Annotated in this window: 16 protein-coding genes; 6 read left to right on the top strand and 10 right to left on the bottom strand. The window is 68.3% G+C overall.

The window, feature by feature from the left end:
* Positions 1-657: a class I SAM-dependent methyltransferase gene (locus ACFWF2_RS13525; protein ID WP_379307754.1), complete on the bottom strand. Its 657-nt coding sequence runs from the start codon at positions 655-657 to the stop codon at positions 1-3.
* A gap of 87 nt (positions 658-744) precedes the next feature.
* Here ACFWF2_RS13525 and ACFWF2_RS13520 point away from each other — a divergent pair, with 87 nt between their 5' ends.
* Positions 745-891, top strand: coding sequence for a DUF1059 domain-containing protein (locus tag ACFWF2_RS13520; protein WP_379307753.1), 147 nt, complete (start codon positions 745-747; stop codon positions 889-891).
* Positions 892-896: 5 nt separating this feature from the next.
* On the opposite strand, the gene ACFWF2_RS13515 is transcribed toward ACFWF2_RS13520, so the two are convergent.
* Genes ACFWF2_RS13515 through ACFWF2_RS13475 form a run of 9 tightly spaced genes read right to left on the bottom strand, consistent with a single transcriptional unit; the run spans position 897 to position 9,516 of the window.
* A complete protein-coding gene (locus ACFWF2_RS13515) occupies positions 897-1,475 on the bottom strand; it encodes a hypothetical protein (protein WP_379307752.1) in 579 nt (192 codons plus the stop codon).
* Positions 1,476-1,493: 18 nt separating this feature from the next.
* Positions 1,494-2,450, bottom strand: coding sequence for an MlaD family protein (locus ACFWF2_RS13510; RefSeq protein ID WP_379307751.1), 957 nt, complete (start codon positions 2,448-2,450; stop codon positions 1,494-1,496).
* Complete coding sequence (locus tag ACFWF2_RS13505; RefSeq protein WP_379307750.1) at positions 2,447-3,535, bottom strand: MlaD family protein; 1,089 nt, start codon at positions 3,533-3,535, stop codon at positions 2,447-2,449. Before ACFWF2_RS13505 ends, ACFWF2_RS13510 begins: the two co-directional genes overlap by 4 nt.
* A complete protein-coding gene (locus tag ACFWF2_RS13500) occupies positions 3,532-4,632 on the bottom strand; it encodes an MlaD family protein (protein ID WP_379307749.1) in 1,101 nt (366 codons plus the stop codon). The genes ACFWF2_RS13505 and ACFWF2_RS13500 overlap by 4 nt, the downstream gene beginning before the upstream one ends.
* 2 nt (positions 4,633-4,634) lie before the next feature.
* On the bottom strand, positions 4,635-5,657 hold the full coding sequence (locus ACFWF2_RS13495) for an MlaD family protein (protein WP_379307748.1): 1,023 nt from the start codon (positions 5,655-5,657) through the stop codon (positions 4,635-4,637).
* Positions 5,645-6,643 carry an MlaD family protein gene (locus ACFWF2_RS13490; protein ID WP_379307747.1) on the bottom strand — a complete coding sequence of 333 codons (999 nt, stop codon included), beginning with the start codon at positions 6,641-6,643 and terminating at the stop codon, positions 5,645-5,647. Before ACFWF2_RS13490 ends, ACFWF2_RS13495 begins: the two co-directional genes overlap by 13 nt.
* Positions 6,643-7,701, bottom strand: coding sequence for an MlaD family protein (locus ACFWF2_RS13485; protein ID WP_379307746.1), 1,059 nt, complete (start codon positions 7,699-7,701; stop codon positions 6,643-6,645). The genes ACFWF2_RS13490 and ACFWF2_RS13485 overlap by 1 nt, the downstream gene beginning before the upstream one ends.
* 4 nt (positions 7,702-7,705) lie before the next feature.
* Positions 7,706-8,572: an ABC transporter permease gene (locus ACFWF2_RS13480; RefSeq protein ID WP_379307745.1), complete on the bottom strand. Its 867-nt coding sequence runs from the start codon at positions 8,570-8,572 to the stop codon at positions 7,706-7,708.
* Positions 8,572-9,516, bottom strand: coding sequence for an ABC transporter permease (locus tag ACFWF2_RS13475; RefSeq protein WP_379307744.1), 945 nt, complete (start codon positions 9,514-9,516; stop codon positions 8,572-8,574). Before ACFWF2_RS13475 ends, ACFWF2_RS13480 begins: the two co-directional genes overlap by 1 nt.
* 267 nt (positions 9,517-9,783) lie before the next feature.
* On the opposite strand from ACFWF2_RS13475, the gene ACFWF2_RS13470 reads away from it, so the two are divergent.
* Genes ACFWF2_RS13470 through ACFWF2_RS13450 form a run of 5 tightly spaced genes read left to right on the top strand, consistent with a single transcriptional unit; the run spans position 9,784 to position 13,811 of the window.
* Positions 9,784-10,989 carry a cytochrome P450 gene (locus ACFWF2_RS13470; protein WP_379307743.1) on the top strand — a complete coding sequence of 402 codons (1,206 nt, stop codon included), beginning with the start codon at positions 9,784-9,786 and terminating at the stop codon, positions 10,987-10,989.
* On the top strand, positions 10,989-11,792 hold the full coding sequence (locus ACFWF2_RS13465; protein WP_379307742.1) for an SDR family oxidoreductase: 804 nt from the start codon (positions 10,989-10,991) through the stop codon (positions 11,790-11,792). The genes ACFWF2_RS13470 and ACFWF2_RS13465 overlap by 1 nt, the downstream gene beginning before the upstream one ends.
* Positions 11,789-12,016, top strand: a complete 228-nt coding sequence (locus ACFWF2_RS13460; protein WP_379307741.1) for a ferredoxin — start codon at positions 11,789-11,791, stop codon at positions 12,014-12,016. The genes ACFWF2_RS13465 and ACFWF2_RS13460 overlap by 4 nt, the downstream gene beginning before the upstream one ends.
* Positions 12,016-12,567 carry a nuclear transport factor 2 family protein gene (locus tag ACFWF2_RS13455; RefSeq protein ID WP_379307740.1) on the top strand — a complete coding sequence of 184 codons (552 nt, stop codon included), beginning with the start codon at positions 12,016-12,018 and terminating at the stop codon, positions 12,565-12,567. The genes ACFWF2_RS13460 and ACFWF2_RS13455 overlap by 1 nt, the downstream gene beginning before the upstream one ends.
* A gap of 5 nt (positions 12,568-12,572) precedes the next feature.
* Positions 12,573-13,811 carry a hypothetical protein gene (locus ACFWF2_RS13450; RefSeq protein WP_379307739.1) on the top strand — a complete coding sequence of 413 codons (1,239 nt, stop codon included), beginning with the start codon at positions 12,573-12,575 and terminating at the stop codon, positions 13,809-13,811.
* The last annotated feature ends 19 nt before the right edge of the window (positions 13,812-13,830 follow it).

Below are 13,830 nucleotides of genomic sequence, written 5' to 3'. Positions count from 1 at the left end.
TCAGGTGCAGGCGGCGGTGCGCTGCAGGATTCGCAGGGAACCGGTCACGGAGAGCTCGCGGAACTTTCCGCTGTCGAGGGCGCGGCGATAGATGTTGAACGGGGCGCGGCCACCGTCGGCCGGATCGGGGAAGACGTCGTGGATGGCCAGCAGCCCACCACCGGCCACCCAGTGCACCCAGTTGTCGTAGTCGCGCTGGGCCGCCTCCTCGGTGTGGCCGCCGTCGACGAAGAGCATGCGCAGCGGTGTCCGCCAGATGCGGGCGGCGGCCGAGGAGGAACCGATGATCGCGATGACGGTCTCGGTCAGGCCCGCGCGAATCATGGTGCGCCGGAAGGCCGTCACGGTGTCGAAGACGCCGGTCTCCGGGTCGACCAGCGTGGTGTCGTGATACTCCCAGCCGGGCTGATGCTCCTCGGAACCGCGATGGTGATCGACGGTGAACACCGTGGCGCCGGTTTCGCGCGCGGCGGCGCCCAGATAGATCGCCGACTTGCCACAGTAGGTGCCGATTTCCATGATGGTTCCGGTGCCCGCGTAGTCGCGGGCGGCCGCATACAGCGCGCGCCCCTCGTCGGCCGGCATGAATCCGGTGACCTGCTCGGCGAGGGCGAACAGCGCACCGGCCTCGGCGGAAATCTCGTCTACAGGTCCCATGCCTCACGCTAACACAGGAACTGGAATACAATCCGGACTACTGTCCAGCAAATTGCCGGACGCGCCGAATCACACAGGAGAACACCGATGAAGACACGCCTCAACTGCCCCTGCGGAGCCCAGATCACCGGCGTCGACGAAGACGACCTGGTCACGCAGACCCAGGCACACCTCGCCGAGAACCATCCCGACCACGACTACACCCGCGACGAGATCCTCTTCATCGCCTACTGATCCGGCTACTTCGCAGGCAGGGTGTTCTGCAGCCCGCCGACCTCGGTGATCTGCCAGCCCGCAGCGCGGTCGATGGTCAGCGAATAGGTGACGGTGGTCGCCGATCCACCGGGGGTCTGCGCGCTCGTGGAGACCACCGTGAAGTACGCGTTGACCTTGTAGATTCCGCCGGATTCCGAGGTGACGGTCGCCGACAGCGGAGTCGCGGTCGAGGTCCATTGCAAGGGCAGCAGAATCTGCTCGAGTTGCGGTGCGGTGGCCTCGAACTTCGCGGCCAGCTGCGGGCTGGTACCCGACCGCAGCCGGGCGAACCAGGCTGCGACGTCGCGGTAGTCGATGGTCGACGCGCCGACGCCGTAGTCCGTCGCGATCTGCTCCGCGTGCCGTGTGTCGGCCGCGCGGGCGTCACGCTCGGCGATCGTCGACCGTGCCGCGAAGTAGAGCGACGCGAACGTGACGGCCGCGGCCGCGAGTACCGCGATGGTGACGACCACCAGGACGGTCGAGAGCCGGAACGACACCGTGCGCGGCTGTTGGTCGCCGTTGCCGGTCGTGGTGGTGGCTTCGGCGGTCGCTGTGCTCATGTTCTGTCCTTCGTCGGGCTACTTGACGGCGATGCGGAAGTGCACGGTGCCGTCGGCGCCCACGCTCTGCAGGGCTTGGTCGATCAGGGTGCTGATGTCGAGGGCGGGTGCCCGCGCCGCGGCGTCGGTCACCACCGGTCCGAGGAGCTGTCCCAGCGGGGCGATGCTCGGCCCGATCTCGTTGATCAGATCCGTCAAGCGGGCTAGGAACGGGACGAGTCCGTCGCCGGTGAAGTAGTCGTCCAGCGGGCGGCTTTCGACGAGCACCGACCCCGATTCGACGATGGCGCTCAGCGTGACGCCGAACTCGCCGAACTTCGGGCCCGCCGCGCCCAAGGACGGTCCGAGCCAGTCCATGTCGGCGCCGAGTGCCTGCATGTCGGCGAACAGGCGGCGGATGGTTTCGGTGCGGCTGAGCAGGGTGGCGGCCAGCAGGTTCGACGACCGCTGCAGCGTCTGCATCGCCGTCTCGGTGCCGGCGAACGCGCGATCGAAGGTGTCCACCAGGTGCGCGATCGCCTCGGGCCGGATCTGGTCGAGCAGTGCGACCAGCTTGGCGGACAGGGCCGTGATCGTCATCGGCAGCCGAATCCGGTTCGTCGGCACGACCTGTCCGTCTGCCAGATACGGCCCGGCACCGGATTCCGGTGCGAAGGCGATGTAGGGCTCGCCGAGTGCCGACAGCTGTTCGATCCGGACATCGCTGGATATCGGGATGCGATGTCTGCCGTCGATCCGCAGGCGGACAAGCACACCGGCCGATCGGGTGCGCACCGACTCGACCCGGCCCACCCGGACACCGGCGAGCAGCACCGGGGAGTTCGGGCCGAGCCCACCCGAGTTGTCCAGGTGCATGTCGGCGGTGATGAAGCTCTGTCGTGGATCGAAGCCGAGCACCCCGATCGACATGTACCCGACGCCGAGAACCAGGACCGCCGCGATCGCGGAGAGTGATATCGCCGCACGAAGATTCATCGCACCGCTCCGATCATCCGCAGGGTGTCGACGATGCGGGCGGTGCGGTCCTCCGGTGTGCTCGCGGTCTGGCCCGGTGCGGGCGCAATGCCGATGGTCACCAGGTCCACCTTCGGACCACGCGCCGCGAACGGAACGAGCTTGGTGTTGATCAGGTCGACGAGCGTCTTCATGTTCGACGGCGACCCTGTGTCGAACACACTGCTGCCGAACAGCATCGGTACCACGGCACGGGTGGTGTCGTCGAGTCCGGACAGCAGCGGCCCGAGCCATTGCGCGCTGGGTGCGACCGGACCGAGCGCCGTCAGGACGAAGATGACGCCGATCTGCGCGTTCACGGCGTCGGTGGTGTGGTCGACGCCGTAGGGCGTGAGGAGTTCGTCGAGCATCGGCAGGTTCTGCTGCATTCCTTCCTCGACCGTGGCTTCCATCCCGTCGAGCAGGGCGTCGATCGAGCCCAGGTGCGTACCCAGGTCGGTCAGGTCGGCGCCGAGAATGCCTGCGATGCGCGCGGTGTCGCGTGGATCCTCGGGCATGAGCCCGTTCGCCGTGCGGACGATGCTCTGGAAATCGCTCACCGCGCCGCTGCCGAGGAAGGTCGACAGCCCAGCCAGGATGTCCTCGATCGGGGGCGCCTGGGTGGTGTCCGACAGCGGGATGGTCGCGCCGGCGGGCAGGGTGCCCCTGGTCGCGTCGGCGGGTTCGCTCAGCGCGATGTGCACGTCACCGAGTGGGGTCTCCTGGCGCAGCAAGGCGGTGGTGCCCACCGGTAAGCGGACCGACTCCCGGATTTCGACATCGGCCACGACGTACCCCGGCTGTGCGGCCCGATCCGGGGTGGCTGCGACGGGGTCGACCAGGGTGACCTCGGTCAGCCTGCCCACCCGGACGCCCGCCGCGATCACCTTGGCGCCCTGCGGCAAGTTGAGCACATCGGCGAATTCGATCCGCAGGTGATAGGTCGGGCCGACACCGGAACCGGGCATCGGCAGGTCGGCGGGCTGGAAGCCGCATCCGGTGCCCGCGAACATCATCGCGAGCACCAACAGGCCGTGGACGGCGGTGTGCCGGAGACGTCGGGTCATCGGGTGCTCACCGCCGCCAGCAGTACCGGCAGCGCCGGGATCGTCGTCGTTCCGTCGGCGGCGGCTTCGCATCGCTGACCGATGACGGCCTGGACCGCCGCGCAGATCTGGCTCGTATCCTGCTGGGCGAGTGCGAGTTTCGGTGGCGCGTAACCGATGGTCAGCTGTCCGCTTCCCGGGTCGATCGCACCGGCGAATCCGGTGGCGAGGACCGGGGTCATGGCGATCACGTCGGCCAGTGAGGCGACGCCTGCCGCGATCATGCGGGACAGGTCGGGGACAGCATCCAGGGCGCGCAGGGCGGGCGAGCCGAACATCATGATCACGTCGTTGAGCTGGGGTAGCAGGTCGGCGAGGGTGGCGACGATCTGGATGATGGGCGGGAACGCGATGGTGACGATGTCGTCGAACGTCTGCGGCAGCCCGGTGACCGTGGTCTCGACCTGCGACCAGCCGCCGCGCGCCCGGTGGGCGAGTTCGGCGAGCGCGTCGAGCAACCGGCCGAGGTGCCCGATCGCCGCGTCGGGCGCCGCCAGCGCCCGGCTCAGGGCGACGATCATGTCGTTGATCTGCTCGCCCGACCCCGCGGTGGCGCGGTCCAAGGCATCGAGCCCGGCGCCGAAAGCAGTGCGCTGCGCCGGATCTCCCGAGCCGTTGAGCTGATCGGCGAGTCCGGCGATGGCGTCGAAGGTCTGCGACAGGCTCTTGGGTGTCAGCGTCTTGGTGATGCACTCCCCCGGCGGACGGCCGGGTCCCGCCGGTTCGGCGCCGATGAGCGCGAGCCGCCGATCGGCGATCACGGTGTCGCTGACCGTCACCGCGCCGACATCGGGTGGCAGCTTGCGGTCGGCCCTGACCGTGAATTCGACACGCGCCGCCGCTCCGGCGATGCGGATCCCGGTGACGCGGCCGACCGGGACGCCCATGACGGTGACCGCGCTGCCCTCGTAGAGCCCGATGCTGTCGGGCATGTCGGCGCAGTAGCCGAGCATCGGCGGGTTCGGCGTGCTCAGCCGCAGACCGAGCGCACCCGCCAGCACGAGCGTGAGCACCACGGCGACCGACATGAATCCCCGCGATCCCAGGATCGACTTCATCGTCAACACCCACCTCCCGGTAGGGGAATGCACACGGCGGGGACCTGGATGGTCGCACCGGACTGGTCGACGGTCACCCCGCCGTCGGCGGGCAGCAGCGCAAGCAACCGCTCTTGCAGCGCGCGAACGGAATCCAGCAACTCCCCCAGGCGGCCGCCCAACTGCTCGAGCGCGGGGATCGCGTCGGCCAGCGGCTGTGCGCGCTGCTTCAACGAGGCATCCCAGGCCCGGCCGAGCGGCGTCACGTCCTGCAGCACCACGGCCAGGTCACGCAGCGATTGGGCCACCTGCACCTTGTTGGTCTGGATGATCTGCTCCAGAGTGCCCAGGGTGATGAGCAGCTCGGCCAACACATCGGCGTTCGTGTCGAGTGCGGTCAGGTACTCGTCGGCGATGGCCAGGGTGCGCGAGATGTCGGCGTTCTGCTCGTCCAGGATGGTGACCACGTCCCCTGCCGCCCGCACCGCGGCGCGCACGGCATCGGGGCTCTTGTCGATCGAGGTGGACAGTGCGGCCAGGTCTTGACGCAGGATGTTCCCGTCGATCCGGCGCACCGGTTCCACCGCGTCCTGGAATGCCTGAGTCAGGTTGTAGGGCAGGATGACTCGCTCCTGCGGGATCACGGCCGCACCGAGCGGCTTCGTGCCTGCCGGGAGGACAGCGACGTAGTAGCCGCCGACGAAGGTCAGCATCCTGATGTCGAGGGTGGTCTGATCGCCGAGGAACGCCTCGGCGGCGACGGTGAAATCCATCCGGACCCGATCGGGCAGCAGGGTCAGCGCGGTCACCTCGCCGACGGGTATTCCCGCGATGCGGACGTCGTCGCCGGGACGGACCGAGCCCGCCTGGGTCATCTCGGCGGAATAGGTGCGCTCGGGCGAGGTTCCGGTGACGTACACCGCGCCGATCGCGATCAGCAGGAGCACGGCCGCGCACAGTCCCGCGATCCCCCAGCGCAGATCGACGGCCTGTGGGTCACGGGCGGTACGTCGGGAACCGTGCCTGCGCAACGCTATCGGCGACACAGCACGACCCCCTGCCCGGCAATCAGCACTTGCAGTGGTTCCGGCGCCGAGGTAGTGCCGTGAGCGCAGACGAGGTCGGGTCCGGTCTGCGGAACAGCCTGTGCCATCGCCTGGATCAGGCCGGGCAGGCTCTCGAACGCGGCGACCGCGTCGCGCGGGTCCGGGAAGGCCCGCTTCAGCGCGGCATCGAGATCTCTGTCCTGTTCACCGGTGACTCCGAGCACGGTGAGCATGCTCCGCAGGGGTTGCAGCACCACCGGAATCCCGACGGCGAAGTCGACCAGGCCGGGCAGTTTCTCGGTGATGGTGATGAACAGGTTGGTCAGATTCGTCAGCAGCTTCATAGCGTTGCCCGACTTCCCGCCGAGATGATCGGCGACCTGGGCGAGGTTCGCGGCCAATGTCGACAGGACAGCCTGCCGGTCCGACGCGTAGCGGCTCAACGTGTCGATGGCGCCCAGCGCCTGCCCCAAACCCGTACCGTCGCCCTGGATCACGGCGAGAATGCTCGTCGCGAAGCGGTTGAGGTCCTCCGGCGACAGCTGCGCCAGGACCGGCTGGAGCCCCTTGAACAATCGGGTGATGTCGAAATCCGGCACCGTTTCGGCGGTACCGAAGACCGCTCCCGGGTCCCGGCGGCCGCCCGGTCGCGCCGGTTGCCGGATCTCCAGATACCGGAAGCCGGTGAGATTCTGGTAGCGGATCGCGATGGTGGCGTCGGTGTACAGCACCCGGTCCCGCAGCACGGTGAAACGGACGCGGGCCAGCGCACCGTCGAGTTCGACGTCACGCACCTTGCCGACCTGCACGCCATAGAGGCGTACGTCATCGCCGCGGCGCAGCCCGTTCGCGTCGGTGAACATCGCTGTGTAGGTGTCGGTTTCGCCGTCCACGGGCCGCTCGATCACCCGGAGTACGCCGACCAGCACGAGACCCATCAGCGCTGTCGCCACGGCGACCCGGAGCAGCAGCGATCGTGTCGTCATCAGCGACCACCCGCCGTGGGAGGCAGCCCGAGCGTGGCGGCCAGTGGTGCGGCCAGTCCTGGTACCGCGTCGAGTTCGACCGCGGCGCGCAGCACCGGTCCCTGCGGGGTGTCCTGGAAGGCGGTGCCGAGCCGGGCGAGGAGTTCGGCGAGCTGTCGGCCGGAGCGCTCGGGCGTGCTGACCGACCCGGACAGCTGGTCGAGGACGAGTGTCGTCATGGGCAGCAATCCGCCGAAATGCTCCCGGGAGGTGCTGAGCAGCTGGGTCACGGTGGGCAGCAGCTGGTATTGGATGCCGGAGAACATCCGGCCGAATTTCTCGAGGTGCTCGGGTGTACTCAGATACTCGTTGGTGTAGTCGGCGTACAGCAGCGTCAGACCGCCCGTCAGCATCGGTGGGAGGCCGGTGAGTGCCGAGCCGAACTGTTCGAACAGCAGCGACGGTCCCAGCTGCTGGGTTTCGGCGAACGAGCGCGCGGTCGCGCCGATAGCCTGCAGCAGTGGGGTGAACGCGGCCAGGTCGCGGGAGAACGTGGCGAGCAGTTCGGCGAGCTTCGGCGTGAGCACCTCGTCGGTGAGTTGCCCGGTCGCGGTCAGCAGCGCCGAGAGCGTGGCATCGCGTACCCGGTCCGCGGCGCGGTCGGTCAGGTCGACGGTCGATCCGTCGGCCAAGGCGGTGCCGCCTTCGCTGGAATGCAGTTCGACGGCGCTGATGCCGAAGAGATTGCCCGGCGCATAGTCGACGGTCACGGTGTCGGTCAGCCCGAACAGCTGAGACCCGTCCAGTGTCAGGTCGATTCGCTGGGCGCCGTGCCCGGCGAAGTCGATCGCGTCGACCGATCCGACCCGCACACCGTCGAGCCGGACATCGGTCCCCGCTCCGACCCCGGCACCGATCTGGCCGACCAGGAGCGCGACCCGGATCTCGTCGACGGGGCGGCTGTCGGGCGCGACGCGCCAGGCGAGCAGAGCCAGCAGCGCGAGGACGACAGCGCTCGCGCCGAGCAGGCGGGCACGACGTGGCCCGACTTCTGTTCCGGGCAGGGCATAGGCAGGCATGGCATCACCCGGTGAACGTGACGGGAGACTGGAATCCCCACAGGACGATGGTGGCGACCATGTCGAGGGCGATGATCGACACCAGGCTGGCGCGAATGGCCCGCCCAGAGCCGATCCCGACGCCCTCGGGTCCGCCGGTGGCGAAATAGCCCTGGTAACAGTGGATCAGCACGACGGCCACCGCGAACACCATCACCTTCACGGTCGCGGCGAACACGTCCCAGCCCACCACGAACTGATCGAAGTAGTGGTCGTAGGTCCCCGTCGGCGTGCCGTGGATCGTGGTGACGATCAGCGCGCACGAGGCGTAGCTCAGAATCAGGGCGACGACGAATGCCGGTGCGACGGCGATGATTCCGGCGATCACCCGGGTCGTCACGACGAACGGCACCGACCGGATGCCGAGGGATTCGAGTGCGTCGATCTCCTCGGAGATGCGCATGGACCCGATCTCGGCGGTCATCCGGCACCCGGCCTGTGCCGCGAATCCGATCCCGGCCGCGATCGGCGCGAGCTCCCGCGTCACGCCGAAGGCGGAGATCAGTCCGCTGAGCTGACCGAGCGACAGGAGGTTCAGCGCGCTGAAGGCCTCGATGCCGATGGAGGCGCCCATGGCGGCGCCGAGCAACAGCATCAGCGGCACCACACCGCCGCCGATGATCACCGAGCCGCGGCCCCAGGTCATGTCCGTCACCATCGTGAGCGTCTGACGGCGGTAACGCATCAGCGTGTACGGCACCGATGACAAGACCTGCCAACCGAATCCGAGCACGAACCCGATGGATTCGATCGGGCCGAGCGGCCGGATCCGGGCACGCCGCAGCCGACCGACCCAGCGCAGGCCGACGGGAAAGTAGGGAGCCGCGGTCATCACGCCATCCGCACCGGGAAGAACAGGGTGACCACCTGCGTGATCACGGTGTTGAGGACGACGGCCGCGGCGATGGACATCACGACGGCGGCATTGACACCGTCGGCGACACCGCGCGGCCCACCGGTGGCCTCCAGCCCCCGCTGACAGGCGATGACCACGACCAGGAAACCGAAGATCAGCGCTTTGATCAGCGAGACCCACAGGTCGACCGGCGTGGTGAAGGACCCGAACGATTGCCAGTAACTGCCCGGCGTGACGTTCAGTGCCGAGACCGCGACCACGAAACCGGAAGCGACGCCGATGAAGATGATCAGGATATTGAGCAGCGGGGCGACGAGCATCATCGCCGCGATGCGCGGCACGACCAGGCGTTGCACCGGGTCGACCCCCATCACCCGGAGCGCGTCGACCTCCTCCCGGATGGTCCGCGCGCCCAGATCGGCCGCGATGGCGGCGGCGCCCGCGCCGCCGAGCAGCATCGCGGTGGCCATCGGCGCACCCTGTTTGATGACACCGAGCCCGCCCGCCGCGCCGATCATCGAATCGGCGCCGAGTTCGGACACGATATTGCCGACCTGCGCGGAAACGATGACACCGAACGGAATGGCCATCAAAATACTCGGCACCGCCGTGACCCTGATCAGAAACCATGCCTGCGCGAGTGTTTCGTGGACCTGGAAACGCCACCGCATCGCATCCGCGGTACCGATGTAAACGGCGCCGGCGCCGATTCGCAGCGCACGGCCGAGAGTGGCCACGCTGGAAAGGACGGTGACGGAGAAATTCCGCCGGACAATCTGCGCGGCACTGCCCTGTTCCGGCTCCGGCACATCCAGGCCACCGAATCCCGCCGCACCACCGCCGGCCGGTGCGACTTCGCCGTCTACGCGTGCCATGCCGGTGACCGTACCATATGATCTAGACCACATTCTAGACACCATTCCAGATTGCTGACCAACTCCCGGACCGGACGTCGTCGGCCAACCCCGGCCTCGTCCAGTAAGCGTGAATATGTTCAGTACCAGCACTTTTCACGGCGCTCGACGATCCGCCCCCGACCCGCCCTCTCGAGTCGGCCCTCCCCGAAACCGTTGTGTCGTGCGCATGTCGGTGGTACCGTCCAGACACATGTCCAGCTACGTGTCTCCCTCGGGTCCGATCAGTCCCGATGTTGTCGGGGACGTCCGATCGGAACCGGGGTGTTCGCGATGACCAGCGCCGCTGTGGAGCCCGTGCATTTCGACCCGTACGACTATCGATTCCACGAGGATCCGTATCCGACTTACCACCGGCTGCGCACCGAGGCGCCGCTTTACCACAATCCGGATCTCGATTTCTGGGCGCTCTCCCGCCATTCCGATGTGATCGCGGCTTTTCGGGACAGCAATCGGCTCTCCAGCGCCAATGGTGTTTCCCTTGACCCGGCGGCGTGGGGACCGCACGCGCATCGGGTGATGTCGTTTCTGGCAATGGACGATCCACGGCATATGCGCATGCGCAGGCTCGTCTACAAGGGATTCACGCCGAGACGCGTGGCCGAGATGGAGGACCGGATCCGGCAGATCACGCTGGAGCATCTCGAGCCCGCCCTCGCGCGTGGCAGTTTCGACTGGATCGACGAGGTCGCGGGCAAGCTGCCGATGGACGTCATCTCCGAGCTCATGGGCGTCCCCGAGTCGGATCGCGGCGAGATCCGCAGGCTGGCTGACCTGGTGGTGCACCGCGAAGAGGGCGTTCTCGACGTGCCCGCCGACGCGATCGACGCCTCGATCCGCCTGTTCGGTTACTACGCCGACATGGTCGCCCGGCGCCGGGCGCAGCCCCGGGACGACCTCACCTCGGCGTTGCTCGAGGCCGAGATCGACGACGACACCCTCACCGACGACGAGATCATCGGTTTCATGTTCCTGATGGTCGTCGCCGGAAACGAGACCACCACCAAGCTTCTCGGCAATGCCCTGTACTGGGCGGCCGCCGACCCCGCGGAATACGCCAAGGTCGCCGCCGACCCCGAGCTGGTCGCCGACTGGGTCGAGGAGACGCTGCGCTATGACACCTCGAGCCAGATCGTCGCCCGCACCGCGGCGGTCGCGCTCGACTACCACGGTGGGACGATCCCGGCCGGGGCGAAGGTGCTGTTGCTGATCGGCTCGGCCAACCGGGATCCGGCGGCGTTCACCGACGGCGACAGCTACCGGATCGATCGCAACGACGGTGGCACGCTCGCGAGTTTCGGTGCGGGCGTGCACTTCTGCCTCGGCGCGCACCTGGCCCGCCTCGAGGCGAGCGTCGTGCTCGGCGAATTCGCCGACCGGGTCGCGAGTTTCGCCGTCGACCCCGGCGGGATCGTGCGCGTGCATTCGACCAATGTCCGTGGTTTCGCCAAACTCCCCATCACAGTAGAGGTCCGCTAGTGCCCCGATTCGAACCGAACCCCGAACGCAGGCCCGCGCTGGTAGCGGGCGCGTCCTCCGGCATCGGCGCCGCCACGGCGGTGGCCCTGGCCGAACTCGGCCATCCGGTGGCGCTGGGCGCGCGCCGGGTGCAGCGGTGCGAAGACCTCGCCGCCAAGATCCGCGCGGGTGGCGGCGCGGCCTTCGCCCACCATCTCGACGTCACCGACGCGGCGTCCGTCGACGCCTTCGTGACCGCCGCCGAAGAGGCGCTCGGTGCCACCGAGATCCTCGTATCCGGCGCGGGCGACATCGAATTCGCGCTCGTCGGCGAGATGGATCCGGAACGATTCCTGCACCAGGTGCAGGTCCATCTGGTCGGCGCGCAGCGGCTGATCCACCGGGTCCTGCCCGGGATGACGGCGCGCAGGCGCGGTGATCTCGTGGTGATCAGCTCCGACTGCGCCGACAACCCGCGCCCGCGCAGCGGCGCCTACAGCGCGGCGAAGAACGGTCTGGAAGCCATGGTCGGGCAGTTGCGGATGGAGCTCGAGGGCTCGGGGATCCGGGCCTCGCTGGTGCGCCCCGGCCCGACCCTGACCGGCATGGGGATGGACTCGACACCCGAGGTCGTCGGGCCGCTGCTGCAGGACTGGAAGGACTGGGGTTTCGCCCGCCACCCGTACATGCTGCGCCCTGAGCATCTGGCCGACGCGGTCGCGACCGTGGTCTCGGTGCCGCGTGGCGCGCACATGGTGCTCGTCGAAGTGCAGCCAGAGGCGCCGTTGCGTCCGCTGCCGACGGAGGAAGGGAGCTCGTCATGAGAATCGTGGTCGACGCGGACCTGTGCCAGGGGCACGGGGTGTGCCAGGACGAGGCGCCCGCGGTCTTCACGGTGCCCAAGCGCGGCACGGTCCAGATCACCGATCCCAGCCCGGGCCCGGCCGAACGCGATGCCGTCACGGCCGCGATCCGCTGGTGTCCCACGCAAGCTCTGTCGATCGCCGACGGTGGCGATGCCGACTCCACATCGAAAGGCACAGACTGATGGCAGGTTTCGAGCGGGCCGAACTCGACGAGATGGTTCGGCGCTGGGTGGTGGAGAACCAGCGATGTGAGGAGAAGGGCGACTGGAAGCCCCTCGCCGAGATGTACACGGCGGACGCGACCTACGGGTGGAACTACGGCCCCAAGCAGGAGTTCATGGCGGTCGGGCGCGAGGAGATCCGTGATCTCGCGCTCGGCCAGGAGATGGCGGGCCTCGAGGGCTGGACCTATCCGTACCAGGAGTTCGTCGTCGACGATCGCAGCGGGACCGTCATCGGGTTCTGGAAGCAGGTCAACGAGGGCCAACGTCCTGACGGCCGCCACTACTCCCCCGCGGGCATCGGCGGTAGCTGGTTCCGCTACGGCGGCGACTTCCAATGGTCGTGGCAGCGCGACTTCTTCGATTTCGGCAATGTCTCCGCACTTTTCCTCGACATGATCACCGACCAGGCGCTGTCTCCCGGCATGCAGAAGCGCATCGAGCGCTCGGTGTCGGGTGATCCGCTCCCCGGTTGGTACCGCGTCGGCGAATCGCCCGCGTCTCTGTGGTGACATCGGTGAGCGGGTACGCCGATCTGTCCCGGGACCAGCTGGCGGCGCTGGTCCCGGAGTTGCTGCTGAGCGGTCACCTCATCGACCGATCCGGCATGGCGCACACCATCGCCGCCTTCGGCCGGGAGGGGATGACCGCGGTCGCCATCGAGGAATGGCAGCTGGCCAGTCCCGTCTACACGCGCCGGATGCGGCGCGCACTCGGCATCACCGGGGACGGCGTCGAGACGATCTTCAAAGGGCTGCAACTCGATATCGGTGCGCCCCCGCAGTTCATGGACTTCCGCTTCCGGGTCGACGACCACGACCACGGCGAGTTCTGGCTCGACCACTGTGGTGCGCTGGCCGATGTCGAGCCGATGGGCGAGGACTTCGTGGTGGCGATGTGTCACGACATCGAAGACCCCACCTTCGACGCGACGGCACTGGCCACCAACCCGCACGCCCAGGTGCGGCCCGTGCACCGGCCCCCTCGCAAGCCCGCCGACCGCACGCCCGTGTGTGCGTGGACGGTCGTCATCGACCCCGGTCACGTCCCGCCCGCCGTCCCCCGCAATGCCGCGATCCTGGCGAATTCCGTTGCGGCGAACCTGGAACTGGCCGAGATCGACCCGGCCGACGAAGGGCTGGCCGACTACACCGGCCCGCTGCTGAGCGATCTGCGCTTCACCGATTTCTCGCAGTCCGCGCTGCGACGGATGGCCGATGAGATCTGCCTGCAGCAGCATCTGCTGACCCTCGGCTTCCTGGTCGCGATCCGGGAACGCGCCGATGCCGCGACCGCCCTCGGCATCGGGCGCAAGCAGTTCGCCGGGATCGCCGGACTCACCTCGGAACGGATCAGGCGCTGCCTGGCGCTCGGAGACGGTCCGGCTGCGCTCGCCACGGTCCTGCGCGTCCACCCCGCGCTGAACCCGGTGCGCTACACGGGAATCGACATCTCGGTCGCGTGCTCGGGTGTGCGCCTGCGCTTTCCGCGGGTGAGCGGCGCCCTGGACGACGGCGCATGGCCCGCCCTGCTGACACCCGACGACCTGCGCCCGCTGAACGCACTGGTCCGCGGGGTGAACCCCCGCTTCGTCGCCCGGGCGAGCGCGGCGGACGAGCACGGCTGGACCGTCGCGATCGACCTGGCCGACGAACCCTTCCGCGAAGCGTCCGAGGTGGCCGTGACCCGGTTCAGTACCGGCGCCGGCTTCGCCTTCACCGATCGCGGGAAGCCCTTGCCGCTCACCGTCGTGTGAGCGGTCGCCGAGAGATGGA

This window comes from Nocardia sp. NPDC060259 (genome assembly GCF_042728775.1).
GTDB lineage: Bacteria > Actinomycetota > Actinomycetes > Mycobacteriales > Mycobacteriaceae > Nocardia.
Note: the sequence above shows the minus strand (reverse complement) of the source record. Positions and strands in the feature narration are given on the sequence as shown.

Coding starts and splice junctions, on each gene's coding strand:
- ACFWF2_RS13525 (WP_379307754.1), bottom strand. CDS start 657: ATGGGACCTGTAGACGAGATTTCCGCCGAGGCCGGTGCGCTGTTCGCC.
- ACFWF2_RS13520 (WP_379307753.1), top strand. CDS start 745: ATGAAGACACGCCTCAACTGCCCCTGCGGAGCCCAGATCACCGGCGTC.
- ACFWF2_RS13515 (WP_379307752.1), bottom strand. CDS start 1,475: ATGAGCACAGCGACCGCCGAAGCCACCACCACGACCGGCAACGGCGAC.
- ACFWF2_RS13510 (WP_379307751.1), bottom strand. CDS start 2,450: ATGAATCTTCGTGCGGCGATATCACTCTCCGCGATCGCGGCGGTCCTG.
- ACFWF2_RS13505 (WP_379307750.1), bottom strand. CDS start 3,535: ATGACCCGACGTCTCCGGCACACCGCCGTCCACGGCCTGTTGGTGCTC.
- ACFWF2_RS13500 (WP_379307749.1), bottom strand. CDS start 4,632: ATGAAGTCGATCCTGGGATCGCGGGGATTCATGTCGGTCGCCGTGGTG.
- ACFWF2_RS13490 (WP_379307747.1), bottom strand. CDS start 6,643: ATGACGACACGATCGCTGCTGCTCCGGGTCGCCGTGGCGACAGCGCTG.
- ACFWF2_RS13485 (WP_379307746.1), bottom strand. CDS start 7,701: ATGCCTGCCTATGCCCTGCCCGGAACAGAAGTCGGGCCACGTCGTGCC.
- ACFWF2_RS13480 (WP_379307745.1), bottom strand. CDS start 8,572: ATGACCGCGGCTCCCTACTTTCCCGTCGGCCTGCGCTGGGTCGGTCGG.
- ACFWF2_RS13475 (WP_379307744.1), bottom strand. CDS start 9,516: ATGGTGTCTAGAATGTGGTCTAGATCATATGGTACGGTCACCGGCATG.
- ACFWF2_RS13470 (WP_379307743.1), top strand. CDS start 9,784: ATGACCAGCGCCGCTGTGGAGCCCGTGCATTTCGACCCGTACGACTAT.
- ACFWF2_RS13460 (WP_379307741.1), top strand. CDS start 11,789: ATGAGAATCGTGGTCGACGCGGACCTGTGCCAGGGGCACGGGGTGTGC.
- ACFWF2_RS13455 (WP_379307740.1), top strand. CDS start 12,016: ATGGCAGGTTTCGAGCGGGCCGAACTCGACGAGATGGTTCGGCGCTGG.